Genomic DNA, 25,659 nt, shown 5'->3' with positions numbered 1-25,659 from the left:
GGTGTGAATTTAAAGTGGAGTTTTTGGAGAAGGTAAAGAGTAACATAGAGAAATATGGGATGCTAGAAGAAGGTTTTAAGGTGTTAATAGGATGTTCTGGCGGCGTTGACTCAATGGTATTGCTTGACTGCATCTTAAGGCTAAAAGATAAGTACAACTTGGATATAACTGTTGCACACCTTAATCATATGCTAAGACCTGAGGCAGATGATGATGAGAAATTTGTAATTGAAATGTGCAAGAGGTATAATATTAAATGTATTACGCGGAAAGTTGATGTTGCAAAACTAAAAAAAGAAAAAGGACTTTCTGAAGAGGAAGCAGGAAGAAACGCAAGATATAGTTTTTTTTATGAAGTAGCAGAAGAGCTGAACATTGACAGAATACTTCTGGGGCACAACAAAAACGATGTGGTTGAAACCTTCTTTTTGAACCTGTTCAGAGGAAGTGGCTTGGAAGGTCTTGCATCTGTTCCTCCTGTACGTGATATTATTGCAAGACCTCTTATAAATATTTCAAGGGAAGAGATTGAAGAGTATGCCAAACTTAATAGTGTTCCATTTGTTGTCGATAAGACAAACTTTAGTCTTAAATATAAAAGAAACATAGTAAGAAACGAAATCTTACCACTTATAAAAGAAAAATTTGGAGAAAGTGTGTTAAATACAATTTTTCGAACAGTCGAAATAATAAGAGAAGAGAGTGACCAGATAGAAGCACTTGCTCAGAAATATTTTCAGGAATATGTTCAAAAAGAAGATGTTTATTATGTTTTAAATATTGAAAAAGCAAAAAATCTTCCAGCATTTTTGCGAAGAAGAATTATAAAAATTATGCTTGAATATTTTAACTCTACAATTTCGTATGATATGTTAAGAGAAATTGAAGATTTGTTTTTTCTTTTGTCTGGCAAGAAAAAGGTATATAAAGATTTGGTTGTTGAGAAACAAAGTGATTCGCTGGTGTTTTACAGAAAAGCTGATGAAAGTTCTTTTTGTTTTGAAATTTGTTTAGACAAGGAGCATCAAATATTTTACAAAAATTTCAAGTTTAATATTAAAACTACTCATAAAATAGAAAATCAGAAGAGTATATACATCGATATTCAGCAGATTGCAGAAAAAAAGTTATTTCTCAGAACAAGAAAAGATGGTGATTTTATTTATCTTAAAGCGGGTAAAAAAAAATTAAAAGAATGGTTCATCGACAAAAAGATTCCTAAACGGTGGCGAGATTCCATTTTACTTCTTGCAAAAGATAGTGAAGTGATTGCTATATTTGATATTTATTCAAACATGGTTACCATAAATCAGAAGTATAAGATAAAGCCAGATTCAAATACTTTTTTGGAAGTAAACATACAAAAAACGGAAGGAGACGGATGACTGTGAAAGATTTATCACTCAAAGTTAAGGAAATTTTGATAACAGAAGAGCAGATAAAGCAAAAGGTAAAAGAGCTTGGACAAAAAATTTCTGAAGATTATAAAGATAGTGACGACTTTTTGATGGTATGCATTTTAAAAGGTGGGGTAATTTTTATGGCAGACCTTTTAAGACAGATAACTATCCCTGTTAAGATAGAGTTTATGGCAGTGTCAAGTTATGGGAACTCAACATCTTCATCTGGGATTGTAAGAATTCTAAAGGACCTTGACACAAGCATAGAAGACAAGGATGTTTTGCTTGTTGAGGATATTGTTGATACAGGTTTGACTTTAAGATATATAACCGAATATTTGAGGGGGAGAAAACCAAGAAGTTTAAAAATTTGTACCATGCTTGACAAGCCCAGTAGACGAAAGGTGGATGTTGAGATACATTACAAGGGGTTTGAGATACCAGACAAATTTGTAATTGGTTATGGACTTGATTATGCAGGGCTTTACAGGAACCTGCCTTATATAGGCGTTTTGGAATAAAAAGAAATTTAATTTTACAATATTTGAAGGGAGTGCCTATTTACAATTGAGGAACCTATTTAAAACTGCAACAATTTATATTCTAATAGCTCTTGTAATTTTGTTACTTGTAGATATTTTAAGTGGAGGACTTTCGTACAATCAGCTTTTTTCAAATTTGAGCGAAAGAAGAGAGGTAATTTATTCAGAACTCATAAACGACATAAACGATGGCAAGGTCACAAGGATTGTTTTGAGCTACAACAATGTGTCTGGACAGTATGCCGACGGTACCAAGTTTGACAATGTATTTGTACCTTCTCCAGATAAGTTTTTGGACCAGATACAGCCAGCCATCCAGGCAAAGAAGATTCAGATAGTGACAAAAGAACCACCACAGGTACCATGGTGGCTTTCCACCTTTTTACCAATGCTAATCTTTGCTGGCTTGATGATTTTTGTATGGATATTTATGTTGCAGCAGACCCAGGGTGGCGGCAGCAAGATAATGTCGTTTACAAAATCGCGTGCAAAGACAATTCAGGACCTCAAAAAGAAGGTCACATTTGCAGACGTTGCAGGTGCAGATGAAGAAAAAGAAGAACTCAAAGAGGTTATTGATTTTCTCAAAAATCCAAGGAAGTATATTGAACTTGGTGCAAGAATTCCGAAAGGGATTTTGCTTGTCGGACCACCTGGAACTGGTAAAACGCTTTTAGCAAAAGCAGTTGCAGGCGAGGCAGGAGTTCCATTTTTCAGCATATCAGGTTCTGACTTTGTTGAGATGTTTGTTGGTGTTGGCGCAGCAAGAGTAAGAGATTTATTTGACCAGGCAAAGAGAAATGCACCATGTGTTGTGTTCATAGATGAGATTGACGCAGTTGGTCGTCACAGGGGAGCAGGGCTTGGTGGAGGTCATGACGAAAGAGAACAGACTTTAAACCAACTTCTTGTTGAAATGGATGGTTTTGGAACAAACGAAGGAATAATTGTAATGGCGGCAACTAACAGACCTGACATATTGGACCCTGCACTTTTGCGACCAGGTAGATTTGACAGGCAGATTGTTGTAAATGTTCCTGATGCAAAGGCAAGAGAGGAGATTTTAAAAGTTCATGCACGAAACAAGCCTCTTGGTGAAGATGTTGATTTATCTCAAATAGCAAAGATAACAGCTGGGTTTACTGGTGCTGACCTTGAAAATCTTTTGAATGAGGCTGCACTTTTGGCAGCAAGGAAGGGTAAAAGGCAGATTAACATGGAAGAGGTTCAGGAAGCTGTAGCAAAGGTGTTGATGGGGCCTGAAAAAAGAAGCAGAGTTTATACTGAAAAAGAAAAGAAGCTTACTGCATATCATGAAGCAGGGCATGCAATTGTTAGAACTATGATTCCTGATTCTGAACCTGTTCATGAGGTTTCAATTATACCAAGAGGGTATGCCGGTGGGTACACTATGTATCTTCCAAAGGAAGATAAGTTCTACGCATCAAAATCTGATATGATGAGAGAGATTGTAACATTGCTGGGCGGAAGAGTTGCAGAAAAGCTTGTTTTGGAGGATGTATCAACGGGTGCAGCATCTGATATAAAAAGAGCAACCAAGATTGCAAGGGACATGGTAACAAAATATGGAATGTCTGACAAACTTGGTCCTATGACCTTCGGAACAGAGCAGGAAGAAGTGTTCTTAGGAAGAGACCTTGCGCTTGCAAGGAACTACTCAGAGGAAGTTGCTGCTGAAATAGACAGGGAGATAAAAAGCATTATTGAAGAGGCATATAAAAAGGCCGAAGAGATACTAAAACAGAACATTGATAAGCTTCACAAGGTTGCAAATGCACTTTTAGAAAAAGAAAAGCTCACGGGCGAAGAGTTTAGAAAACTTGTTTTTGAAGATGCTCAGCCACAGCTTGTTTAAATAAGGTATGAAAGATTATAAAAATGTAGTTGCATTTTTTCGAAGAATATAATATAATAAAATTGAAAGGACAAAGGCGTCCTGAAGTTTAAAGTGGGCGTCTTTGTCCTTTTTTGTTTATTCAACAAGCATTATAAAAAATCTTTAAATGGAGGGGAATTTAGTAATGAAGAATTACACCAAGGAAGACATCATTCGCATATGCAAGGATCAAGATGTAAAATTCATAAGGCTTCAGTTTGTCGATATTTTTGGGATTTTAAAGAATGTTGCAATTACAGTTGATCAGTTAGAAGCAGCTCTCAACAATGAAATTATGTTTGATGGTTCGTCGATTGAAGGTTTTGTAAGAATTCAGGAATCAGATATGTATTTAAGACCAGACCTCAACACATTTACAATTTTCCCATGGAGACCTTCACCAAATAGAGTTGCAAGACTAATTTGCGACGTTTATCTTCCAGATGGAACACCGTTCCCTGGCTGTCCACGCGGTGTGTTAAAGAAGATGCTCAAAAAGGCTGAAGAAATGGGATTTAAGTTTTTTGTTGGACCTGAGCTTGAATTTTTCTTGTTCCTCACAGACGAAAATGGCAATCCAACTTTGCAAACACATGACAATGCAGGATATTTCGATTTGGGTCCAGTTGATTTGGGTGAGGATGCAAGAAGAGACATGGTATTGACTTTAGAGGAGATGGGATTTGAGATAGAAGCATCTCACCATGAAGTTGCACCTGGCCAGCATGAGATTGACTTTAAATACGACGACGCACTTTATACAGCTGACAATGTTGTGACATTCAAGCTTGTTGTAAAGACAATTGCACAAAGACATGGTCTGCATGCAACATTTATGCCAAAGCCGATATTTGGAATCAATGGTTCTGGAATGCATACAAATATGTCTCTTGCAAGGGTATCTGACGGCATGAATGCATTTTTAGACCCAAATGATAAGCTCCAGCTTTCAAAAGAGGCATATTATTTCATTGGTGGTCTTATGAAGCACGCAAGAGAGTTTGCGCTTGTTACAAATCCGCTTGTAAACTCATACAAGAGATTAGTGCCAGGGTATGAAGCACCAGTTTACATTGCTTGGTCACCAAAGAACAGAAGCCCGCTTATAAGAGTTCCAGCTAAAAGAGGGCAAGCAACAAGGGTTGAGCTAAGGAATCCTGACCCATCAGCAAATCCATACCTTGCATTTGCAGCTGTTTTAGCAGCTGGGCTTGACGGCATTAAGAACAAGATTGAGCCACCAGAACCAGTTGAAGAAAACATCTTCGTAATGAGCGAAGAGGAAAGAGCAAAACGCGGAATTGGTTCTTTGCCTGGAAGCTTAGAAGAGGCAATCAAAGAGTTTGAAAACAGTACTCTTATGAGAGAAACACTTGGAGATCACATCTTTGAAAAGTACTTAGAAGCAAAGAAACTTGAATGGGACGATTACAGAACAAAGGTACATCAGTGGGAGATTGACTCATATCTTACAAAATACTAAATTTAATAATAAAGGCTGCCAACTCAAAATAAAGAAGGCAGCCTTTATTGCATATTGCTGTAAGTTTAAGATTTACTATTCATTTTAGCATTTAAATACCTGTCAATACTCTCTGCAGCCTTTTTCCCCATCCCCATTGCAAGAATGACAGTAGCTGCGCCTGTGACAATGTCGCCTCCTGCAAACACACCTTCAATGTTTGTCATAAGATTTTCATCTACCTTGATAGAGCCATTGGGGTTTAGCTCAAGGTCAGGTATAGCTTTTTTGACAAGTGGGTTTGGACTTTGGCCAATTGCAACAATGAAGTTGTCTGCTTCGAACACAAAGTTTGAACCGTCTACAGGTTTTACGCTTCGTCTGCCAGAGCTATCCGGGTCAGATAGCTTCATTTTTACAAGTTCTAAAGCTCTGACATGGCCCGACTCATCGCCTATGAACCTCACAGGACTTACAAGCTCAACTATTTTTATCCCCTCTTCTTTTGCATGCAGAATCTCTTCTTTTCTTGCAGGCATCTCAGCCTCAGTTCTTCGATAGAGGATATAAACCTCACTTCCAAGCCGTCTTGCAACTCTTGCCGCGTCCATTGCCACGTTTCCACCGCCAATTACACCAACCTTCTTACCAAGTTTGATTGGTGTGTCATATTCAGGGAACTTGTATGCCTTCATGAGGTTTATCCTTGTTAAAAATTCATTTGCTGAGTATATCCCGTTTAAAAGTTCACCTTCAATATTCAGGAAATTTGGAAGTCCAGCGCCAGAGCTTATAAATACAGCATCAAATCCTTCCTGCTTTAAATCCTCTAAATCAAATGTCTTGCCGAATATCATGTTTGTTCTAAACTCAACGCCCATCTTCTTTAGATTTTCAATCTCCCACTCAACAACCTCCTTTGGAAGTCTAAATTCAGGTATTCCATAGTACAAAACACCGCCAAGCTTATGGAATGCTTCAAATATTGTAACTTCATAGCCCATCTTTGCCAAAGATGAGGCACATGAAAGTCCTGCGGGACCAGAGCCAATTATTGCAACTTTTCTGCCGTTTGGCTGGGGCTTTGAAAATTCAAATTCACAGTTTTGTCTAAACCAATCAGCCGCAAACCTTTCAAGTTTGCCAATAGCAATTGGTTCACCTTTCATTCCACGAACACAGTTCTGTTCGCACTGAGTTTCCTGTGGACATACACGCCCGCATATAGCGGGAAGAAGGTTTGTCTCAAGTATCTTAAAGTAGCTTTCTTTGAATTTTTTTTTCTTTATAAGCTGAATAAACTCAGGAATCTTGACTTCAACAGGACAGCCTTTTACACACGGTGCATTTTTACACTCAAGACATCTTTGTGCCTCCCTAGCAGCTTCATCAGGTGTATAGCCCAAGCACACTTCATCAAAGTTGTGTATCCTCTCAATAGGTTCCTGTTCCTTGATAGGAACTCTTTTCAATACGTCCAATTTCTCTACTCCCCCAATCCAATTTTGCATTTGTGTTCCTTGTACGAAATGTTTTCAAGATCTTGATAATAAGAATTTCTTTTCATAAGTCCGTCAAAGTCGACTTCAAATCCATTAAAAATAGGACCATCAACACAGGCAAACTTTACTTCATTTCCAATCTTTACCCTGCATCCGCCACACATTCCTGTCCCATCAACCATAATTGGATTAAGACTTACTAAGGTCTTGATTGAAAACCTTTTTGTTATATCAACAACTGCCTTCATCATTGGAACTGGTCCTACAGCGAATATTTCATCATACCTTTTGCCACTTTCTAAAAGCTCTTTTAAGATATCTGTGACAAATCCTTTTTTTCCATAGGAGCCGTCGTTTGTGGTGATGCAGAGATTATTACAATATTTTTTTAGCTCATCCTCAAAAAAGATATTTTCTTTTGACCTTCCTCCAATGATGATATCTACATTTTTGCCCTCACTGTGAAGCATCTTTACTTTTGAAAATATTGCTGGTATTCCAAGTCCACCTGCAATAAAGAGGTAGTCATTATCTTCAGGGCTGTGTTTATATGGCATACCAAGCGGTCCGACAAAATCAATAATTCTGTCACCGTTGTTTAGCTGAGATAAAAGTGAAGTTGTTTTTCCTACAACCTGAAATATGATGTATACTATTCCCTTTTCATTGTCAAAATCTGCAATTGTAAGAGGAATCCTTTCACCGTTTTCTGTAACTCTTAAGATAACAAACTGACCGGGTTTTGCCTTTTTTGCAACCTGTGGGGAGTATATACCCATGAGCCATACATTTGGTGCTAAGTTTTGCTTTATAACAATCTCATTCATATTTTATCACCCATATTAACACAGATTTTAATATATAGTATCAAAAAAGCTCTGAAAATTCAAACATAAAGTTTGACAAAAACTTAACTATTGCTCTTTCGTAGGGAAAGCTTCTTTGAAATGTAGCATATAATCCTAAGTAAGAGAAATGTTCTGGAGGACAAGACGTTGAGGGAGGATATTGAAAAAAGAGTGATTTTGGCAGCAGAAATTATGATTAAGTACAATGCAACAGTGAGAAAGGTTGCAAGGACTCTGGGTGTGTCAAAGTCCACAATTCACAATGACCTCACAAGAAGACTTATGTACATTGACAAAGGGCTTTACAGGCAGGTAAGAACTATATTAGAAAGAAATAAGCAAGAGAGGCATATAAGAGGAGGACTTGCAACTAAGAGAAAATACCTTATCAAAAAAATCACAGCTTCTTTCTAAAAATAGTGGTATAATATAGCTTATAAAAATCTGGTGCAGGAGAGGTCGGAAGATGAAAGCAAGTTTTGAGGAACTTGTAGAAATAATGGACATACTAAGGAGCAAATGTCCGTGGGATAAACAGCAGACACATGAAAGTCTTAAAAAATACCTGATCGAAGAGACATATGAGGTTATTGAAGCCATAGACGAGAAAGACTTTACAAAACTTAAAGAGGAACTTGGAGACCTGCTTTTACAGGTAGTGTTTCATGCCAAAATTGCACAGGAAAATGGTAGATTTGATATATACGAGGTTATTTATGACATCTGCCAGAAGATGAAGAGAAGGCATACACATGTATTCGGTAGCGACAGCTTTTCAACCGCTGAAGAGGTTCTTCTAAACTGGGATAAAGTCAAAAACAATGAAAAAGAAATTGAAACTGTGACAGATAGTATGAAAAGAATTCCAAAACATCTTCCAGCTCTTATGAGAAGTTATAAAGTTCAAGAGAAAGCGGCTAAAGTAGGCTTTGATTGGGAAAGTTATGAGGGAGCTTTAAATAAGGTATATGAAGAGCTTAAAGAACTGAAAGAGTGTCTGTCGAAAAATGAAAAAAAGGAGAAAATAGAAGAGGAAATTGGAGATATTCTTTTTGCAGTTGTAAATATAGCAAGGTTTTTTAATGTTGACCCTGAAGAAGCCTTGCACAGAACAGTTAAGAAGTTCATAACCAGATTTTCTTATATAGAGGAAAGTGCCTTCAAACAAGGCAAAATATTGAATGAAATGACCCTTGAAGATATGGACAAATTTTGGGAAGAGGCAAAAAAAGTTTAGAAAAGGCTTGAAAAAAGAAGGATTTTTGATATAAATATAGAATAGAAATATTTAGAATATCACAAAATACGCGAGGAGGTAAGAAAGAATGAACAAAACAGATTTGATTTCGGCAATGGCGGAGAAGAGCGGTCTTACAAAGAAGGATGCTGAAAAGGCACTAAATGCGTTTGTAGATGCAGTAACAGAGGCACTCTCTAAGGGGGAAAAGGTTCAGCTCGTTGGTTTTGGTTCATTTGAGGTAAGAGAAAGGGCAGAAAGAGTTGGTAGAAATCCTCAAACTCAAGAAGAGATAAAGATTCCAGCAACAAAAGTACCTGTGTTCAAAGCAGGTAAGATGTTGAAAGATGCTGTTGCAAAGTAACTTTTTTGGTCGAAATAGGGGTTTATAAATAAGAGGGATATAAGTTTTTTGCTGTTAATTTGGCTGCAGCCATTTTTTAGCTGCAGCCATAAATTTTTCGTCGCTTTTATGATTTTTTCAGAAGGCTCAAAGAAGGTGGGGACTTAAAAAAATGAGAATAGACAAATATCTGAAAGTGTCGAGAATTATCAAAAGAAGGACTTTGGCTCAGCAAGCATGTGAAGCGGGAAGAGTATTTGTGAACGGAAAAGTAGCAAAACCGTCAACAGATGTTAAAGTTGGAGATGTCATTGAGGTGCACTTTGGTGACAGGGTTTTCAGATGCAAAGTGACAAGTGTTGATGAAAAGGTCCAAAAGAATCTGGCAAGTTCAATGTATGAAATGATGGAATAAGATTTTCAAAATAGGTTTTGACATAATTTTCTGTCGGAAGAAATATAGTAATTATTGTGATGCTGAGAATATTTTTGAAGGATGCCACATGGTAATGGATGAAAGAAAAAATCTAAAATCTAAAATTCACAGTGTGCTTATCGAGAACAGGGAAAAGATAACAATAAATGGTGTTGATGATGTTGAGAGCTTTGATGAGAACAATATCATCTTGATTGTCAATGATGAGTTGCTTGTAATAAAAGGGTTTGACCTTAGAATAAATAAAATAAATACAGAGACAGGTGAGGTATTCATAGAAGGACAGATTTATTCACTTGAGTATGGGGAAAGTCCAAAAAAAGGACTGTTTTCGCGACTATTTAAATGAGAGGAGAAAAAGATTGCCAAAAAGCATATTTAGTCAAATTTCTGATTTTACAAGCTGTTTTTTTCTTGGGTTTGCAGTAGGAATTGTATTTGATTCATTCTTTTTCAAAAGAATATTGAAGCGCCGAACCAGAGAAATTTTATTTTTTATATCTTCAATTTTATCCACAGCAGTATTAATAGCAGGTCTTATGTTTATAAATTTTTATACTCTCAAATGGTACACCTTTTTATCAATAGCTTGCGGTATTTATGTTTATAAAAATACAATTTCGCCTCTTTATAAAGGATTTTTAAAAAAGGTGAACAAAGTTTTATCTTTTAATAAAAGATGAATTGTGATAGAATATAACTACACTTTTGAGAGTTTCCAAAAAGGAAGACAAGCCGTGAAAAAATTATTTAAAGTTCTCAAGAGAATTTTTGTGCTTATATTTGTAATAGCCTTTTTTGTATATTCTGCTACTACAGTTTTTAAGCAGCAAATGATTTTAAAACAGGTAAAGGCTCAGCAGAGGGAAGTTATTTCTCAGATAGAAAAAGTCAAAAAAGAAAATGAATATCTAAGGAGACTTGCGCAGTATGTTGGTACAAAAGACTATATTCAGCAAGTAGCCAGGGAAAAGCTTGGTCTTGTTGGCAAGGATGAGATTGTGTTCATAGATAAAAACAAAAAGAAAAAGGAGTAGAGGAGGCTATTTTGTGTCAATCAAAAGAGGTCAAATATTAGAAGGTATTGTAAAGGGCATAACACAGTTTGGTGCGTTTGTTGAGCTTCCAAGCGGAAAAGTTGGGCTTGTTCATATCTCAGAAGTGGCATACGAGTATGTTGAAGATATTAAAAAGTATTTGAAAGAAAATCAAACTGTTAAAGTAAAGGTTATTAATGTAAAAGAAGATGGTAAAATTAGTCTGTCAATAAAGAGAGTAAATGAAACAGCAAAAAGAGAAAATGAAAAAAAGAGGTCTAAAGATGATTTTGAAGCAAAACTTTCAAAGTTTTTAAAAGATAGTAATCAAAAGCTTAGCGAGTATAATAAACGATATGACGGAAAAAGAAGATAACAGCCTGTTTTAAAATTGAAACAGGCTTTTAATTTAGAAAAAGTATGTCAAAAAAATATCAAAAGAAGATAAGGGGGAGAAAAGTTGTTCAAAAAAAAGAACATCTCACTTGCGGTTATAAGAAGGTTGCCGAGGTATCTTCGGTATGTTGAAGACCTTTTAAACCATGATGTTTTGAGAATATCATCATCAGAACTAAGCCAGAGAATGGGTTATACAGCCTCTCAGGTAAGGCAAGATTTTAACAATTTTGGCGGGTTTGGTCAGCAAGGATATGGTTACAGCACACAGGTTCTTTATGAGAATCTTGTAAAAATTTTGGGGCTTGACAGAAATTTTAAAATGGTTATTGTTGGAGTAGGTAACCTTGGACAGGCATTGGCAAATTATGCTAACTTTTATAAAAAGGGTTTCAGGCTCGTCGGGCTATTTGACATTGACCCCCAAAAGGTAGGGAAAACTATTCGTGATATAAAGATTGAACATATTGACAAGCTTAAAGATTTTATCAAAAAGAATGATGTTGACATAGGTGTTCTGTGTGTGCCAGCAGATGTTGCACAAGAGGTTGCAGATATAATGGTTGAAGGTGGGATTAAGGGTATTTGGAATTTTACTGCAAAAGAGATTGAAGTAAAAGGTGATGTGGTTGTTGAGAATGTACATCTGATTGACAGTCTGATGGTACTATCGTATAAGCTAAATGAAAAACTTCTTGAAAAAGAGAAAATAAAGTAAGACTTGAGGTGAAATGAATGCGTTATATAAGTACAAGAGGTAATAAAGAGGTTAAAGCAAAAGAGGCTATTTACAGGGGGATAGCCGAGGATGGGGGACTTTACACCCCTGTTTTCATACCTCATCTTGACTTAAGTAAAATAAAAAATATAGAATCTTACGCAAATCTTGCAAAATATATATTTGAGCTCTATCTTACTGATTTTACAAATGAAGAGATTATTGATTGCATTGACAAGTCATATAGTAATGGCAAGTTTGACACAAAAGATGTTGTTGTTTTAAAAAAGCTTGACAGTAGCCTTTTTGCACTTGAACTTTGGCACGGTCCGACATACGCTTTCAAAGATGTTGCTTTACAGGTGCTACCTCATCTTTTACTAAAATCAATGCCAAGTTTTTACAAACAGGCACTCATACTTGTTGCAACGTCAGGCGATACTGGCAAAGCTGCCTTGGAAGGGTTTAAGGATGTTGATAGAACAAAGATAGTTGTGTTTTATCCATCTGAGGGTGTGTCAGAGGTTCAGAAAAGACAGATGACCACTCAGGAAGGCAGAAACACTTTTGTTGCTGGGATAAAAGGCAATTTTGACGATGCCCAATCTGGCGTGAAAGAGATTTTCACAAGCAAAAAATGCATAGATGAAATTGAAAATCTGGGGTTTTTCTTTACGTCTGCGAACTCAATAAATTTTGGTAGGCTTCTTCCACAGATTGTATACTATATCTGGAGCTATCTGGTGCTTTTAAAAGCTGGTGATATATCTGAAGGTGAAAAGATAAACTTTGTTGTTCCGACAGGCAATTTTGGCAATATATTGGCAGGTTTTATTGCTAAACTTATGGGAGTTCCTATAAATAAGTTGATTGTTGCTTCAAACATAAACAGTGTGGTTGCTGATTTTGTCAGGACAGGCTTATATGATAGAAGAAGAGAGTTTTACAAAACAATTTCACCTTCAATGGATATTCTTGTTGCAAGTAATTTAGAAAGGTTATTATATTTAATAACAAAAGAATCAGAAAGAGTAAAAAAATACATGATGGATTTAAAAAGTGAGGGGTATTTCAAAGTTGAAGAAGAAGTTTTAAAAGAGATTCAGGAAAGTTTCTGGGGTGATTTTTCCACAGATGACCAGACAAGAAGTAGTATAAAGATTATTTACCGCGAGTATGACTATCTTATTGACCCGCACTCTGCTGTTGGGTTTGATGTTTACAGAAAATACCAGAAGCAGACGTTTGATAGTACAAAAACGGTTGTACTTCAAACTGCAAATCCTTACAAGTTTGCAAAAGATGTTTTGAACGCTTTGTTTGATGGTGAATATAATAATATTGACCCGTTTGAAGCGGTAGAGATTTTGTATGCAAAGACAGGTGTTGAGATCCCGGATGGGATTAAAAGTCTTCTTGCAAAACCGATTTTGCATCCCGATGTGATAGAAAAAGACAAGATGTTTGATTTTATATTAGAGAAAATAAGAGATAATTGAAGAAATTTAAAAAAATTGCCCAGAAAACATATGATTTTTGCCGAAAAAGGCTTGAAAAATGAAAAAATTGTGCTAAAATAGAAGTTGAAAAAATAAATATTGCAAGATATCTCGGTAGGCGAGGCTCCTACAGGGATATAGGCTGCTGCCGCGAAAGATTGGAGACAATCTGAGCTGGTGAACAGGTTTTGCCGAAACCAAGGCATAACCTAATGCAGCTTTTTATGCCGTGTAGTGCCAAAGCTTGTACGAGGTAGCTTTAAAAGGGCGTAAAGTGTGCTTTCACCTCGTTTTTAAGCTTTGGGTGAAAGCACTTTTTGTTTCTAATATCAATGTATAAAATTTTGCTATTGCAAAAATTCTTCTTAAAGAAGGAGTTGAGAGAAAAGATGGACTCTGGTCCTGTGAGTAAGCAGGATTGGACAACAAAAAGCAATTGTACTTTGGAATGTGGAGGGGTGCTAATTTTTCTCTGTTTTGAAAAGAAGAAGGAATAAATGCACCTTCTTGCAAATAGATTTTAAAGGCTTTTAGCACCCCTCCACCAAATGACACAAAAAAATTCAAAAAAGGAGGGGTGCTAAAATGCCAAACGTCACAAGCTTTTATCTTAGCAGAGTAATCGGCAACAAGGTCTTTTCAGAAGAAAAGAAGGTTGTGGGAAGGCTTTTAGACTTGGTTGTTGATGCAAGTTATATAAGACCCAAAGTAATTGCTGCAAAGGTAAAAAGTGGCGGTCAAACTCAAATTGTTGATTTTTCGTTTTTCATAATCTACAAGGAAAAAGGGCAATACGTGATTGAAACAAGGAACTTAAAGCCAATCGATGTGAAAAAAGAAGACACCATTATGCTTGTTCGTCATATACTTGACAAGCAGATTGTTGATATGAATGGCAGAAAAGTTGTGAGGGTAAATGATATAAGACTTGCAGTACTTTCTACAGGTGTTTATGTAATAGCTGTAGATATTGGTCTTGAAGGACTTTTGAGAAGGCTTGGTCTTGCAAAGCCCCTGAAAAAAGTCTTAAAACCTCTTGGTAAAAACATTCCTTCGCGGCTTATTTTGTGGGACGATGTACAGCCGCTTGCATCGCCAAGGCTTGATTTAAAGCTTTCAACCACATATTCAAAGCTTGCCACCTTGCATCCTTCGGATTTGGCAGACATCATTGAAGAACTTGACAAAAAGACGCAAGCTTATATATTTTCGACTCTGGATGAGGAAAAGGCTGCAGATGTTTTGGAAGAGCTTGAGGTTGAAGCACAGAGAAATGTTTTAGAGAGTCTTCCTGTTGAAAAGGCAGCGGATGTACTTGAGAAAATGCCGGCTGATGAGGTTGCAGATATTTTAGACGAGATAAAAGAGGAAAGAGCAGAAGAACTTTTAAACGAAATGGAAAAGGAAGCATCAGAAGAAGTCAAAGAACTTATGGAATATCCAGAAAACAGTGTTGGTGCAATAATGACAACTGATTTTATCGCGTTCAAGACACATTTCACAGTTGAGCAGACAATAGAGGAGCTAAGACGCTTGAAACCTGAACCAGACGAGATTTATTACCTGTATGTTGTTGACAATGATGAAAGGCTTTGCGGAGTTGTATCTTTGCGCGACTTGGTAATCTCTGAGCCTCAAACACCGCTTTATGAGATAATGAACAGGGATGTGGTTTGTGTAAAGGATACTGATAATGTTAATTCTCTTGTTGAGATTATTTCAAAATATAGTCTTCTTGCTGTGCCTGTTGTGAATGAGAGCAAAAAACTTATAGGAGTTGTCATTATAAACGACATTGTATACGAACTGTTAAAGATGAAAAGAAAACTGCTGCTGTAGATAATAGGTTGATACTAAAGAGGTGATGAAAAGATGGCACAGACAACGAGAAGCACCAGACTAAGAAATATTCTTTTAATTTTAAGTGTAATTGGGCCAGGACTTGTGACTGCAACAGCTGACAATGATGCATCGGGTATTGCAACATATGCAATGGTAGGTTCCATGTTTGGTTACAAGATGCTGTGGGGACTTTTTCTGATAACTATAAGCTTGGCAGTAATTCAAGAAATGGCAGCACGAATGGGTGTTGTAACTGGCAAGGGACTTTCTGACCTTATCAGGGAAAACTTTGGTGTGAAAATGACATTTTTTGCAATGGTGACCCTTTTGATTGCCAACTTTACAACAACAGTTGGAGAGTTTGCAGGAATTGCAGCAAGCCTTGAAATATTTGGTATATCAAAATATATCTCTGTTCCTCTTACTGCTATTTTTGTTTGGTATATTATTAACAAAGGGTCATATAAAAAAACTGAAAAGTTCTTTTTAGGTCTTATGGTAATTTATATCAGCTATATAATTTCAGGATTTTTAGCTAAACCAGACTGGAAAGAGGTGTTCAAAAACACATTTGTACCTTCATTTAGTTTTGAGCCCAGTTTTGTATTGATATTTATTGCTATGATAGGTACCACGATAACGCCATGGATGCAGTTTTACTTGCAGTCCTCTGTTGTGGATAAAGGGGTTGATGTTAAGAACCTTAAGTACCAGCGATGGGATGTCTTTTTGGGAGCCTTCTGGACAGACTTTATTGCGTTTTTCATAGTTGTTGCAACAGCAGCTACACTTTACAAACATGGCATTAACATTGAAACAGCAGAAGATGCGGCAAAAGCCTTGGAGCCGTTTGCAGGGAAGTATGCATCAAGCCTTTTTGCGATAGGGCTTTTTGGTGCATCACTTTTAGGTGCACATATTCTGCCACTTTCAACGGCATATGCTATAACTGAGGCATTTGGTTTTGAAAATGGACTTGACAAGAAGTTCAAAGAAGCACCTGTATTTTATGGAATAATACTTCTTTTTATTGTCATAGGGGCAGGAATAATTTTGCTTCCAAATATACCTTTGATAAAACTAATGATAGTTGCTCAGGAGATAAATGGAATTTTACTTCCAATAATTCTCATTTACATGCTCAAGCTTACAAACGACAAAGAAATCATGGGTGAGTATGTGAATTCAAAACTATTTAATGTAATTGCATGGGTGACAGTTGTGTTCATAAATAATTTTAACATTGATTTTGCTTGTACAGCCATTTTTGAATATATAGACCTTTTTGGAACTTCTTTTTACGTTTGCTTTTGAGAAAGAAAGTTTTAAACTATATGATAAATTTGGCCGCAGATGGTTTTCATCAAAGAACTGTTCTTGCGGCTTTTCTTTTTCTTCACTTGACATGAAGCACATCTTTGATTTATAATTGACAAAAGTTAAAATGTACAAGCATAAATTGAAGTGGTTTGAATTAAAATTAATCATAAAAATTATTATTTTCTTTTTGAAAAAGGGGAGGAAAAAATGGCAAGAGAAATGGATACAGCAAAATATCAACTTTCTCGTGAAGCATATGAAAAATACTTAAAAGAACTTGAAAATTTAAAGACAGTAAAAAGAAAAGAGGTTGCAGAAAAGATAAAGGTTGCACGTTCGTTTGGAGACCTTTCAGAGAACTCCGAGTATGATGAGGCAAAGGCCGAACAAGCAGCTTTAGAAGAAAGAATTGCGTATTTAGAACAACTCATCAATAATGCTAAGATTATTGATAAAGATGAAGTTTCAACTGATTTTGTTGGAATTGGTACAAACGTAAAAATTCAGAATTTAGATACTGGGGATATATTTGAATATTCAATAGTTGGATCAAAGGAAGCAGACCCTTTAAATTTTAAGATTTCTGATGAGTCACCTGTTGGAAAAGCTTTAATGGGCAAGAAAGTTGGAGATGTTGTTGAGGTGAGTGTACCTGCAGGGAAGTTCAGATATAAGATACTTGAGATATCAAAATAAAAAGACGGAGATGGTGAATGGGGATGCAGGATTTTGAGTTTACTCAGGAAGAGCTAAACGAGCAGATACAAAACAGAATAAAAAAGCTAAAAGAACTTCAGCAGAATAAATACAATCCATATGAAAAGGTAAAATATGACCCGACACATTATTCTACTGATATTAAAGAGAACTTTGAAGTATTTGAAGGCAAGTTTGTCTGTGTTGCAGGAAGAATGCTTTCAAAAAGAGGTCATGGTAAGGCTTCGTTTGTGGATATTTTAGATACAAAAGGTAAAATCCAGATATATATAAAAATTGATGAAGTTGGAGAAGAAAAGTACGAGGAGTTCAAAGAATATTATGATATTGGAGATATAATAGGGGTAAAGGGAGAGGTTTTCAAGACTCACAAGGGCGAAATTTCGGTAAAGGCGAAAGAGATTGAGATGCTCACCAAGTGTTTGCGACCACTTCCTGAAAAGTGGCATGGGCTCAAGGATGTTGATACAAGATATAGAAAAAGGTATCTTGACCTGATTGTAAATCCTCAGGTTCGGGATACTTTTATCAAAAGAAGTTTAATAATCCGTTCAATACGCAAGTTTTTAGATGACAGGGGATTTTTGGAGGTTGAAACTCCTGTTTTGAGTCCTGTTGCAGGTGGTGCTGCTGCAAGACCTTTTATTACCCATCACAATGCTTTGGACATTGACCTTTACTTGAGAATTGCAACAGAGCTCCACTTAAAAAGACTTATAGTTGGTGGGTTTGATAAGGTATATGAGCTTGGTCGAGTGTTTAGAAATGAAGGTATTTCAATAAAACACAACCCTGAATTTACAACCATTGAGATTTACCAGGCGTATGCTGACTATAAGGACATGATGGATTTAACAGAAAAGCTTATCACAACGGTTGCACAAGAGGTTTTAGGTACATTAAAAATAACATATCAAGGGCAGGAAATTGACCTGACACCGCCATGGCAAAGGCTTACCATGGTTGAAGCAATCAACAAGTATGTTGGCGTAGACTTTGAAAATGTTACTTCTTTGGATGAAGCAAGAAAAATTGCAAAGGACCTTGGGATTGAGGTTGAGGAAAACTGGCAGATAGGTCATATCATAAATGAAATATTTGAAAAGAAAGTTGAAGATTTTCTGGTTCAGCCCACGTTCATAATGGACTATCCGGTTGAGGTTTCACCACTTGCAAAGCGTAAGAAAGACAATCCTCAGTTTACTGAGAGGTTTGAGCTTTTTATTACTTGTAGGGAAATTGCAAATGCATTTTCAGAGCTCAACGACCCGTTTGATCAGAAAGAGAGATTTTTAGAGCAGCTCAAGGAAAGACAGAGAGGTAATCAAGAAGCCCACATGATGGATGAGGACTTTATAGAAGCGCTTGAGTACGGTATGCCACCGACAGGCGGGCTTGGAATAGGAATTGACAGGCTGGTTATGCTTCTAACAGATTCGTATTCAATCAGAGATGTGTTACTTTTCCCAACAATGCGACCGAAGGATTAGTAAAAGATGAAGGGGCAGTTTTGTTTATTTTTGAAAAAGCTGCCCCTTTTTTTAGAATACTATAATCTTTTAATTGTGCTATAATAGTAAGGGAAGGTAAAATGGGAAAGAAGGAGATTTTAAATAGCATGAAAATTGCTATTCCACATTCACTTTTGTATTACTACTACTTTCCTTTATGGGATACATTTTTTAAAGAGCTCGGGTTTGAGGTTGTGGATACAGGACCAACAACTAAGGATATTCTTGATAAAGGTTCAAAGGCGGCTGTTTCTGACATCTGTGCGCCTATAAAAATATTTACAGGACATGTTATTGAGGGTTTGAAGGTAGCTGATTATGTATTTGTTCCAAGATTTGCGAGGATAAAAAAACCAGAATATTTTTGTCCAAAGTTTATGGGGCTTCCAGACATAATTGAAGGAACGGTAGAAGAAAGTAAAGGAAGAGTTATCTCACCCATAATAAATGAAAAAAACAACGAGAATATAAGCTCACCAAAGATTTATGAAATGTTGACAGAGATGTTTGGATTTTCTTACAGGGAGATACGACTTGCGATAAAAAGAGCAGAAGAGGTTTTTGAAAGGTTTAAAAAACTAATGCACAGTGGGCTTTCTTGCGACAAAGCACTTGATAGCTACAGAACGGGTAGATGGGAAGAGGACTTGAGAAGAGTAAAAAAAGATGGCGATGTGACAATTGCTGTTTTAGGATATGTGTATGATGTATATGATTCTTTTATAAGCATGGATGTTATAAAAAAGCTTGAAAATTTGGGTGTAAATATAAAAACATTTGAGATGGTACCCCAAGAGGTTGCATATGACAATTTAAAACATTACAGGAAAAGACTTTTTTGGACTTTTTCAAACAGGGTACTTGGCGCAGGTCTTCATTATCTTAAAGACCCAGAGGTAGATGGTGTAATCCATGTGACAGCTTTTGGGTGTGGACCTGATGCAATTGTCGGAAGGTTTTTGCAATATGAGAGTGATGTTGCAGGAAAGCCATTTACCACTTTGAGAGTAGATGAACATACAGGCGAGGGGCACATGATAACAAGGATAGAAGCCTTTGTTGACATGCTCAAGCGAAAAAAGTGGGCAAAATTGTCGGAGGTATTATAAAAATGAAAGTATCATTTCCTTACATGGGCTCTGCCATAGTGTATAAAAAACTTTTTGAGTTTTTGGAACATGAAGTGGTAATGCCGCCAAAACCAACACAGAGGACCATGGACCTTGGTGTCAAATACTCACCAGAGTTTGCTTGCATTCCTCTTAAAATGGTCATGGGAACATATTTAGAGGCCATTGAAAAAGGTGCAAAAGTGCTTGTAACATCTGGTGGACATGGTCCGTGCAGAGCAGGTTTTTATGGTGACACTCACAGGAACATATTAAAATCTCTTGGTTATGACGATGTCGAACTTATAATCTTTGATGCTCCACAGGACAATTGGAGGGCATTTTTCAGGAACGTTCAAAAAATCAGAAATGGAGTTCCATGGCACAAGGTTATAAACAGGATGTACACCTTATACAGATTTGTCCAGAAGCTTGATGAGCTTGAGAAGATGGTTCAAAAGATAAGGCCATATGAGGTCAATAAGGGTCAGACAACTCAGGTTTGGAATCAAATCCACGAAAAGTTTGACAAAGTAAAGACAAGGAAGCAGCTGTATGAAGTTTATGAGGAATGCAAGCAGATGCTTCTTAGTATCCCGACAAGAAAGGTTGATGAAAAAGACAGAATAAGAGTTGGGATTGTAGGCGAGATTTATGTTGTGATGGAGAGCTCTATTAACTTTGGGATAGAAGAGATTTTGGGCAATCTTGGGGTTGAGGTAGAAAGAAGCTTATATCTTTTTGAATGGATAAACGATAATCTTGTTCCATGGATTTTGAGACCAAAGAGGTTTAAAGAGATTATAAAAAAGGGTCAAAGATATATTAAGATTTTAATTGGTGGTCATGCGGTCGAGACTGTGGGACATATTATTGACTTTAAAGAGAGAGGGTTTGACGGAATTGTTCATCTTATGCCCTTTGCATGTTTGCCAGAACTTGTGACTCAGAGTTTGATTCCAAAGATATCAAAAGAGATTGATATTCCAATTCTGTCGCTTCCAATAGATGAGCAGACAGGAAAGGCAAATATGCTCACCAGGATAGAAGCTTTCATTGACCTTTTGAAAAATAGGAAAAGAGGAAAAACAAGAGAAATCTTTATTGATAACATACAAGAAGATGTTCAGGAAGAAAGGGTTGTAATGGTATGAAGGAAATCTACATAGGAGTTGACGTGGGTTCTGTTTCAACTAACGTTGTTGCCATTGATAGAAATGTAAACGTACTTTTTAAGACGTATATAAGGACAAACGGACAGCCTATAGATTCTGTCAAGGAAGGTGTTAAACAGTTAAAAGAAGCTTTAGGTGATGTAGAAGTTTTAGGAGTAGGGGCAACTGGTTCTGGAAGACAGCTTGCAGGTGCTATTTTGGGTGCTGATGTTGTGAAGAACGAAATTACAGCTCATGCGACAGCTACAATTCATTTTGTGCCTGATGTGAGAACTATTTTTGAAATAGGAGGGCAAGACTCAAAGATAATAATCATAAAAGACCAGATGGTTGTAGATTTTGCAATGAACACTGTATGTGCTGCAGGAACTGGTTCTTTTTTAGACCATCAGGCGGAACGGCTCAAAATTCCTATTGAACAATTTGGCGATTTGGCGCTGTCTGCTACAAGGCCAGTTCGAATTGCAGGAAGATGTACGGTGTTTGCAGAGTCTGACATGATTGCAAAGCAGCAGTTTGGATTTTCAAAAGCTGAGATAATAAGAGGGCTTTGCGATGCTCTTGTTAGAAATTATTTGAACAATGTTGGAAGGGGAAAAAACTTAGAACCGCCATTTGTTTTTCAGGGTGGTGTTGCAGCAAACAAGGGTATCAGAGCAGCTTTTGAAAGAGAGCTTCAAAGCAAGATTATTGTACCTGAACATTTCAATGTAATGGGTGCGATAGGCAGTGCCATTTTGGCAAAAGATTACATTGAGAAGACAAAGACAAGAACAAATTTCAGGGGGTTTGACGCTACTGACATTGATTTTTCAACCTCATCTTTTGAGTGTAAGGGTTGTTCTAACAGGTGCGAGGTTGTAAAAGTCTCAATGGAAGGCAAGGTCATTGCAATGTGGGGTGACAGGTGCGGTAAGTGGACAAATTCGTTGTAAGTTCTTCAGCAGCAAAGCCATGGAAGATATGTTCCATGGCTTTTAATTTTTTATTGGTAAGTTTATTATTTTTTTATTTAAAAAGTGATATAATAAAAATAGAAGATAATACTTTCTGAAGAAGGTTTTAATCATGTCAGAGGGGTAAATGATTATATAAGGTCAATTCTTTTGAAGATGTGTGCTTTAGAGTCGTATCCGGGCAAAGAAGAGGAGCTAAAAGAGTTTGTTGAAAATGAACTTTCTGAGATGCTCATCTTTTATGATGACGATATGCAAAACAATCTCTTTGGCGAGAGAGGAAAAAATCCAAAGGTGCTTTTGAATGCTCATCTTGACTCATATGGTTCAGAACATGTAGGGAAAAACTGGATGTTTGAAGTAATTTACGATGAGAAAACAGGTAAAATAAAAGGAAATGGTGTAAGGCCTATAGGTGCTGATGACAGATGTGGTATTGCTATAATCTTAGCTCTTTTGAGATTTACTGACTATCAGTTCAAGTTTCTTTTCACTACATCATGCGAAGATGAACATCAAGGTGTGAAATTCTTTATTGAGAATCATCCAGAATTTTTCAAAGGTGTAAACCTTGTAATTGGTCTTGACAGAAAAGGGTTTGGGGATGTTGTATGCAGCTATGGTGGGAAAGACGTATGTTTCAAAAATGAATGTATCGACAAGGTGATAGATATTGGTAAATCATTGGGAATACCTGCTAAGAAAGAAAAAAGCCCTCATGTTGCTGATATAAGATTTATTGCAGACAAGTTTGGAATTAGCAGTTTTTGTCTTTCTGTGGGATATTATAATCCTCACACAACATCTGAGTATGCTGTTTTGGGTGAGATTGTTAAGACATATGAATGGATGTGCAAAATCTTAGAGTGTGTGCAATGAAAGGAAAAACCTGCAAACAGCTTTTCACAAGGACCTTTTTACAAGGTCCTTTTTTGTTATTGTAATTTTTCCTTTGCTCAAGTATAATGTATTAAAAATGATTAATTATTCATCTTTACTATTCTATTTAGGCGAAAAAATCGTTAAAAAAATTAGGGATATTATAAAAAACATGTCGACAAAGATTTTTAGGTATTATACAATAAATAATTAATCTTCTTATGAACATATCAAACTATACACATAGGGGGAAATGTTTCAATGGAAGAAAAACTAATATATATTGATGGAAAGTTTTACAAAAAATCAGAAGCTAAAATTTCAGTGTTTGACCATGGTTTTTTGTATGGCGATGGCGTGTTTGAAGGAATAAGAGTGTATAATGGCAAGATTTTTAAGTGTAAAGAACATGTGGACAGGCTGTATCAGGCTGCAAAAGCAATCTATATGGAAATTCCAATATCAAAAGAAGAGATGATTGAAGCTCTGAAGAAGACTTGCAGGGTAAACAATATCAGGGAAGGATATATCAGACTTGTTGTGTCGCGAGGGGTGGGTGATTTAGGTCTTTCTCCAACAAAGTGTCCAAAACCGACAATTGTAATAATTGCTGATTCAATTGTTTTGTATCCACAGGAAATGTATGAAAAGGGAATGAAGGTAATAACAGCATCCACAAGAAGAAATAGTCCTCAGTGTGTCGACCCGCAAATAAAATCATTAAACTATTTAAATAACATTTTAGCAAAGATAGAAGCGAACAGAGCCGGAGTTCCTGAAGCTATAATGCTAACGCAGGATGGGTATGTGACAGAGTGCACAGGAGACAACATCTTCATTGTCAAGGATGGTGAGCTTATCACACCACCTGTGTATCTTGGAGCTTTGGATGGAATTACAAGAAGAACTGTTATGGCTTTAGCGAAAGATTTGGGAATACCTGTGTATGAAAAGGTATTTACACTCTACAACCTCTACAATGCTGATGAGTGTTTCTTTACAGGAACTGCGGCAGAGGTTATTGCTGTAACTGAAGTTGACGGTAGAAAGATTGGAAATGGTGAGGTTGGACCAATCACCAAAAAGCTCATGGAAGAATTTAAAAAGTTAACACAGATAGATGGTGTTGATATTTACGAATAAGGAGATGAAAATGAAAGATGAGAAGTGATACTGTCAAGAAAGGGTTTGAAAAGGCTCCTCAGCGTTCGCTTTTCAAAGCAATGGGATACACTGATGAAGAGATAAGAAGACCACTTATTGCAGTTGTGAATTCATGGAATGAAGTTGTACCTGGACACATTCATCTTGACAGAATTGCAGAGGCAGTGAAAGCTGGTATCAGGCTTGCTGGTGCAACTCCAATGGAGTTTAATGTCATAGGTGTATGTGATGGTATTGCTATGGGTCACATTGGCATGAAGTATTCGCTCATCACAAGAGAGCTCATTGCAGATTCAATCGAGGCAATGGTAATGGCTCATCAGTTTGATGGCATGGTCTTGATTCCAAACTGTGACAAAATAGTCCCTGGAATGCTAATGGCAGCAGCAAGAGTAAACATCCCTGCCATTTTAATAAGTGGTGGACCTATGCTTGCGGGTAAAGTTGGTGATAAGGTATGTGACCTTAACTCTGTATTTGAAGGTGTGGGTGCATACTCTGCAGGCAAGATTTCTGAAGAAGATTTATATGCCTTAGAAGAAAATGCATGTCCTGGATGTGGCTCATGTTCTGGAATGTTTACAGCAAACACCATGAACTGTTTGAGCGAGGTTTTGGGGCTTGCTCTTCCTGGAAATGGAACAATTCCGGCTGTAATGGCAGCACGCATTCGTCTTGCTAAAATGGCAGGTATGAAGATTGTTGAGCTTGTTGAAAAGGACATAAAACCGTCTGATATTTTGACAGTTGAAGCATTTGAAAATGCCTTAGCAGTTGACATGGCGCTTGGTGGGTCAACAAACACTATCTTGCATCTTCCTGCTATTGCAAATGAAGTTGGAATAAAGTTAAATCTTGATATAATAAACGCTATAAGTGATAGAACACCAAATCTTTGTAAGCTCTCACCGGCAGGACAACATCATATTGAGGACCTTTACTTTGCAGGCGGCGTTCAGGCTGTTATGAATGAGCTTTCTAAAAAAGGTTTGCTTCATTTAAATCTTATGACAGTTACAGGCAAAACAGTTGGTGAGAATATTAAAGATGCAAATGTTAAGAATTACAATGTCATAAGACCAATTGACAATCCATATTCTGAAACAGGCGGGCTTGTGATTGTGAGGGGTAACCTTGCACCAGATGGTGCTGTTGTCAAAAAAAGTGCTGTGCCACCAAAGCTAATGAAGCACAGAGGACCTGCGCGTGTGTTTGAAAGCGGTGAAGAGGTATTTGAGGCAATCTTGAAAGGGAAAATCCAAAAAGGAGATGTTATTGTTATAAGGTATGAAGGGCCAAAAGGCGGACCTGGTATGAGAGAGATGCTTTCTCCTACATCAGCACTGGCAGGAGTTGGGCTTATTGAAGATGTTGCACTGATTACAGATGGAAGGTTTTCAGGTGCAACAAGGGGTGCATGTTTTGGTCATGTATCGCCGGAGGCAGCAGAAAGAGGACCAATTGCAGCAGTTCAGGATGGAGATATGATTTCAATTGACATAGAAAACAAGACTCTTACGTTAGAAGTACCAGAAGAAGAAATCAAAAGAAGACTTGAAATCTTACCACCGTTTGAGCCAAAGGTGAAAAAAGGGTATCTTTACAGATACTCAAAGCTTGTCAGGTCTGCGTCAACAGGTGCTATACTTGAGTAAAAAATCTTATTTGG

Annotated in this window: 25 protein-coding genes, 1 pseudogene and 1 riboswitch; of the genes and pseudogenes, 24 read left to right on the top strand and 2 right to left on the bottom strand. The window is 36.9% G+C overall.

Translation table 11 applies throughout. The features are described from left to right. Window positions 1–14: 14 nt before the first annotated feature. From tilS to glnA, 4 genes are all read left to right on the top strand, one after another. Entirely contained in the window at window positions 15–1,385 is a 1,371-nt protein-coding gene (gene tilS, locus CALKRO_RS10050; protein ID WP_013430906.1) for a tRNA lysidine(34) synthetase TilS, read from the top strand. Next, window positions 1,382–1,921 carry a hypoxanthine phosphoribosyltransferase gene (hpt, locus tag CALKRO_RS10045; protein ID WP_041741710.1) on the top strand — a complete coding sequence of 180 codons (540 nt, stop codon included), beginning with the start codon at window positions 1,382–1,384 and terminating at the stop codon, window positions 1,919–1,921. The genes tilS and hpt overlap by 4 nt, the downstream gene beginning before the upstream one ends. 46 nt (window positions 1,922–1,967) lie before the next feature. Further along, the gene (ftsH, locus tag CALKRO_RS10040; protein WP_013430904.1) at window positions 1,968–3,818 is read left to right on the top strand and encodes an ATP-dependent zinc metalloprotease FtsH; all 1,851 of its coding nucleotides are present in this window, start codon (window positions 1,968–1,970) and stop codon (window positions 3,816–3,818) included. A 166-nt stretch (window positions 3,819–3,984) separates the two neighbouring features. Next, entirely contained in the window at window positions 3,985–5,322 is a 1,338-nt protein-coding gene (gene glnA, locus CALKRO_RS10035) for a type I glutamate--ammonia ligase (protein WP_013430903.1), read from the top strand. A gap of 65 nt (window positions 5,323–5,387) precedes the next feature. On the opposite strand, the gene gltA is transcribed toward glnA, so the two are convergent. After that, window positions 5,388–6,812, bottom strand: a complete 1,425-nt coding sequence (gltA, locus tag CALKRO_RS10030; RefSeq protein ID WP_013430902.1) for an NADPH-dependent glutamate synthase — start codon at window positions 6,810–6,812, stop codon at window positions 5,388–5,390. Further along, entirely contained in the window at window positions 6,788–7,630 is an 843-nt protein-coding gene (locus tag CALKRO_RS10025) for a sulfide/dihydroorotate dehydrogenase-like FAD/NAD-binding protein (RefSeq protein WP_013430901.1), read from the bottom strand. Before CALKRO_RS10025 ends, gltA begins: the two co-directional genes overlap by 25 nt. A gap of 168 nt (window positions 7,631–7,798) precedes the next feature. Between CALKRO_RS10025 and CALKRO_RS10020 the strand changes: the two genes are divergently transcribed. From CALKRO_RS10020 to ilvD, 20 genes and pseudogenes are all read left to right on the top strand, one after another. Next, window positions 7,799–8,065, top strand: coding sequence for a sporulation transcriptional regulator SpoIIID (locus CALKRO_RS10020; protein WP_013430900.1), 267 nt, complete (start codon window positions 7,799–7,801; stop codon window positions 8,063–8,065). Between the two features lie 52 nt (window positions 8,066–8,117). Next, window positions 8,118–8,888, top strand: coding sequence for a nucleoside triphosphate pyrophosphohydrolase (gene mazG, locus CALKRO_RS10015; RefSeq protein ID WP_013430899.1), 771 nt, complete (start codon window positions 8,118–8,120; stop codon window positions 8,886–8,888). Window positions 8,889–8,976: 88 nt separating this feature from the next. After that, entirely contained in the window at window positions 8,977–9,252 is a 276-nt protein-coding gene (locus CALKRO_RS10010) for an HU family DNA-binding protein (RefSeq protein WP_011916753.1), read from the top strand. Between the two features lie 151 nt (window positions 9,253–9,403). Next, window positions 9,404–9,646 carry an RNA-binding S4 domain-containing protein gene (locus CALKRO_RS10005; protein ID WP_013430898.1) on the top strand — a complete coding sequence of 81 codons (243 nt, stop codon included), beginning with the start codon at window positions 9,404–9,406 and terminating at the stop codon, window positions 9,644–9,646. 94 nt (window positions 9,647–9,740) lie between these two features. Beyond that, window positions 9,741–10,016, top strand: a complete 276-nt coding sequence (locus tag CALKRO_RS10000; RefSeq protein WP_013430897.1) for a YabP/YqfC family sporulation protein — start codon at window positions 9,741–9,743, stop codon at window positions 10,014–10,016. Next, complete coding sequence (yabQ, locus tag CALKRO_RS14100) at window positions 9,970–10,350, top strand: spore cortex biosynthesis protein YabQ (protein ID WP_333782304.1); 381 nt, start codon at window positions 9,970–9,972, stop codon at window positions 10,348–10,350. Before CALKRO_RS10000 ends, yabQ begins: the two co-directional genes overlap by 47 nt. A gap of 54 nt (window positions 10,351–10,404) precedes the next feature. Then, the gene (locus CALKRO_RS09990) at window positions 10,405–10,704 is read left to right on the top strand and encodes an FtsB family cell division protein (protein ID WP_013430895.1); all 300 of its coding nucleotides are present in this window, start codon (window positions 10,405–10,407) and stop codon (window positions 10,702–10,704) included. Between the two features lie 13 nt (window positions 10,705–10,717). After that, on the top strand, window positions 10,718–11,080 hold the full coding sequence (locus tag CALKRO_RS09985; RefSeq protein ID WP_013430894.1) for a S1 RNA-binding domain-containing protein: 363 nt from the start codon (window positions 10,718–10,720) through the stop codon (window positions 11,078–11,080). Between the two features lie 84 nt (window positions 11,081–11,164). Continuing rightward, complete coding sequence (locus CALKRO_RS09980; protein WP_013430893.1) at window positions 11,165–11,818, top strand: redox-sensing transcriptional repressor Rex; 654 nt, start codon at window positions 11,165–11,167, stop codon at window positions 11,816–11,818. A gap of 17 nt (window positions 11,819–11,835) precedes the next feature. After that, window positions 11,836–13,317, top strand: coding sequence for a threonine synthase (thrC, locus tag CALKRO_RS09975; protein ID WP_013430892.1), 1,482 nt, complete (start codon window positions 11,836–11,838; stop codon window positions 13,315–13,317). A 103-nt stretch (window positions 13,318–13,420) separates the two neighbouring features. Then, window positions 13,421–13,577, top strand: a riboswitch (M-box (ykoK) riboswitch). A 325-nt stretch (window positions 13,578–13,902) separates the two neighbouring features. Beyond that, window positions 13,903–15,156, top strand: a complete 1,254-nt coding sequence (locus CALKRO_RS09965; RefSeq protein WP_013430891.1) for a magnesium transporter — start codon at window positions 13,903–13,905, stop codon at window positions 15,154–15,156. Window positions 15,157–15,189: 33 nt separating this feature from the next. Further along, window positions 15,190–16,438: pseudogene (locus CALKRO_RS09960) on the top strand (Nramp family divalent metal transporter). A gap of 260 nt (window positions 16,439–16,698) precedes the next feature. Beyond that, window positions 16,699–17,175 carry a transcription elongation factor GreA gene (gene greA / locus CALKRO_RS09955; RefSeq protein WP_041727332.1) on the top strand — a complete coding sequence of 159 codons (477 nt, stop codon included), beginning with the start codon at window positions 16,699–16,701 and terminating at the stop codon, window positions 17,173–17,175. Window positions 17,176–17,192: 17 nt separating this feature from the next. Beyond that, entirely contained in the window at window positions 17,193–18,686 is a 1,494-nt protein-coding gene (lysS, locus tag CALKRO_RS09950; RefSeq protein ID WP_013430888.1) for a lysine--tRNA ligase, read from the top strand. Between the two features lie 128 nt (window positions 18,687–18,814). Beyond that, a complete protein-coding gene (locus CALKRO_RS09945) occupies window positions 18,815–19,816 on the top strand; it encodes an acyl-CoA dehydratase activase-related protein (RefSeq protein WP_013430887.1) in 1,002 nt (333 codons plus the stop codon). 2 nt (window positions 19,817–19,818) lie between these two features. Then, a complete protein-coding gene (locus CALKRO_RS09940; protein WP_013430886.1) occupies window positions 19,819–20,970 on the top strand; it encodes a 2-hydroxyacyl-CoA dehydratase in 1,152 nt (383 codons plus the stop codon). Continuing rightward, on the top strand, window positions 20,967–21,926 hold the full coding sequence (locus CALKRO_RS09935) for an acyl-CoA dehydratase activase (protein ID WP_013430885.1): 960 nt from the start codon (window positions 20,967–20,969) through the stop codon (window positions 21,924–21,926). Before CALKRO_RS09940 ends, CALKRO_RS09935 begins: the two co-directional genes overlap by 4 nt. 177 nt (window positions 21,927–22,103) lie before the next feature. Next, on the top strand, window positions 22,104–22,826 hold the full coding sequence (locus CALKRO_RS09930) for a M28 family peptidase (RefSeq protein ID WP_013430884.1): 723 nt from the start codon (window positions 22,104–22,106) through the stop codon (window positions 22,824–22,826). A 261-nt stretch (window positions 22,827–23,087) separates the two neighbouring features. Continuing rightward, complete coding sequence (ilvE, locus tag CALKRO_RS09925) at window positions 23,088–23,969, top strand: branched-chain-amino-acid transaminase (RefSeq protein WP_013430883.1); 882 nt, start codon at window positions 23,088–23,090, stop codon at window positions 23,967–23,969. Between the two features lie 17 nt (window positions 23,970–23,986). Continuing rightward, entirely contained in the window at window positions 23,987–25,645 is a 1,659-nt protein-coding gene (gene ilvD, locus CALKRO_RS09920) for a dihydroxy-acid dehydratase (protein WP_013430882.1), read from the top strand. The last annotated feature ends 14 nt before the right edge of the window (window positions 25,646–25,659 follow it).

This window comes from Caldicellulosiruptor kronotskyensis 2002, from assembly GCF_000166775.1.
Taxonomy (GTDB): domain Bacteria; phylum Bacillota; class Thermoanaerobacteria; order Caldicellulosiruptorales; family Caldicellulosiruptoraceae; genus Caldicellulosiruptor; species Caldicellulosiruptor kronotskyensis.
Note: the sequence above shows the minus strand (reverse complement) of the source record. Positions and strands in the feature narration are given on the sequence as shown.

Bases quoted from the DNA above. Each gene is read 5' to 3' on its own strand.
- greA (WP_041727332.1), top strand. From the start codon at position 16,699: ATGGATACAGCAAAATATCAACTTTCTCGTGAAGCATATGAAAAATAC.
- thrC (WP_013430892.1), top strand. From the start codon at position 11,836: ATGCGTTATATAAGTACAAGAGGTAATAAAGAGGTTAAAGCAAAAGAG.
- CALKRO_RS09935 (WP_013430885.1), top strand. From the start codon at position 20,967: ATGAAGGAAATCTACATAGGAGTTGACGTGGGTTCTGTTTCAACTAAC.
- CALKRO_RS10025 (WP_013430901.1), bottom strand. From the start codon at position 7,630: ATGAATGAGATTGTTATAAAGCAAAACTTAGCACCAAATGTATGGCTC.
- CALKRO_RS10010 (WP_011916753.1), top strand. From the start codon at position 8,977: ATGAACAAAACAGATTTGATTTCGGCAATGGCGGAGAAGAGCGGTCTT.
- glnA (WP_013430903.1), top strand. From the start codon at position 3,985: ATGAAGAATTACACCAAGGAAGACATCATTCGCATATGCAAGGATCAA.
- gltA (WP_013430902.1), bottom strand. From the start codon at position 6,812: ATGCAAAATTGGATTGGGGGAGTAGAGAAATTGGACGTATTGAAAAGA.
- CALKRO_RS10005 (WP_013430898.1), top strand. From the start codon at position 9,404: ATGAGAATAGACAAATATCTGAAAGTGTCGAGAATTATCAAAAGAAGG.
- CALKRO_RS10000 (WP_013430897.1), top strand. From the start codon at position 9,741: ATGGATGAAAGAAAAAATCTAAAATCTAAAATTCACAGTGTGCTTATC.
- mazG (WP_013430899.1), top strand. From the start codon at position 8,118: ATGAAAGCAAGTTTTGAGGAACTTGTAGAAATAATGGACATACTAAGG.
- ilvE (WP_013430883.1), top strand. From the start codon at position 23,088: ATGGAAGAAAAACTAATATATATTGATGGAAAGTTTTACAAAAAATCA.
- CALKRO_RS09940 (WP_013430886.1), top strand. From the start codon at position 19,819: ATGAAAGTATCATTTCCTTACATGGGCTCTGCCATAGTGTATAAAAAA.
- CALKRO_RS09930 (WP_013430884.1), top strand. From the start codon at position 22,104: ATGTGTGCTTTAGAGTCGTATCCGGGCAAAGAAGAGGAGCTAAAAGAG.
- hpt (WP_041741710.1), top strand. From the start codon at position 1,382: ATGACTGTGAAAGATTTATCACTCAAAGTTAAGGAAATTTTGATAACA.
- CALKRO_RS09945 (WP_013430887.1), top strand. From the start codon at position 18,815: ATGAAAATTGCTATTCCACATTCACTTTTGTATTACTACTACTTTCCT.
- CALKRO_RS09965 (WP_013430891.1), top strand. From the start codon at position 13,903: ATGCCAAACGTCACAAGCTTTTATCTTAGCAGAGTAATCGGCAACAAG.
- ilvD (WP_013430882.1), top strand. From the start codon at position 23,987: ATGAGAAGTGATACTGTCAAGAAAGGGTTTGAAAAGGCTCCTCAGCGT.
- yabQ (WP_333782304.1), top strand. From the start codon at position 9,970: ATGGGGAAAGTCCAAAAAAAGGACTGTTTTCGCGACTATTTAAATGAG.
- lysS (WP_013430888.1), top strand. From the start codon at position 17,193: ATGGGGATGCAGGATTTTGAGTTTACTCAGGAAGAGCTAAACGAGCAG.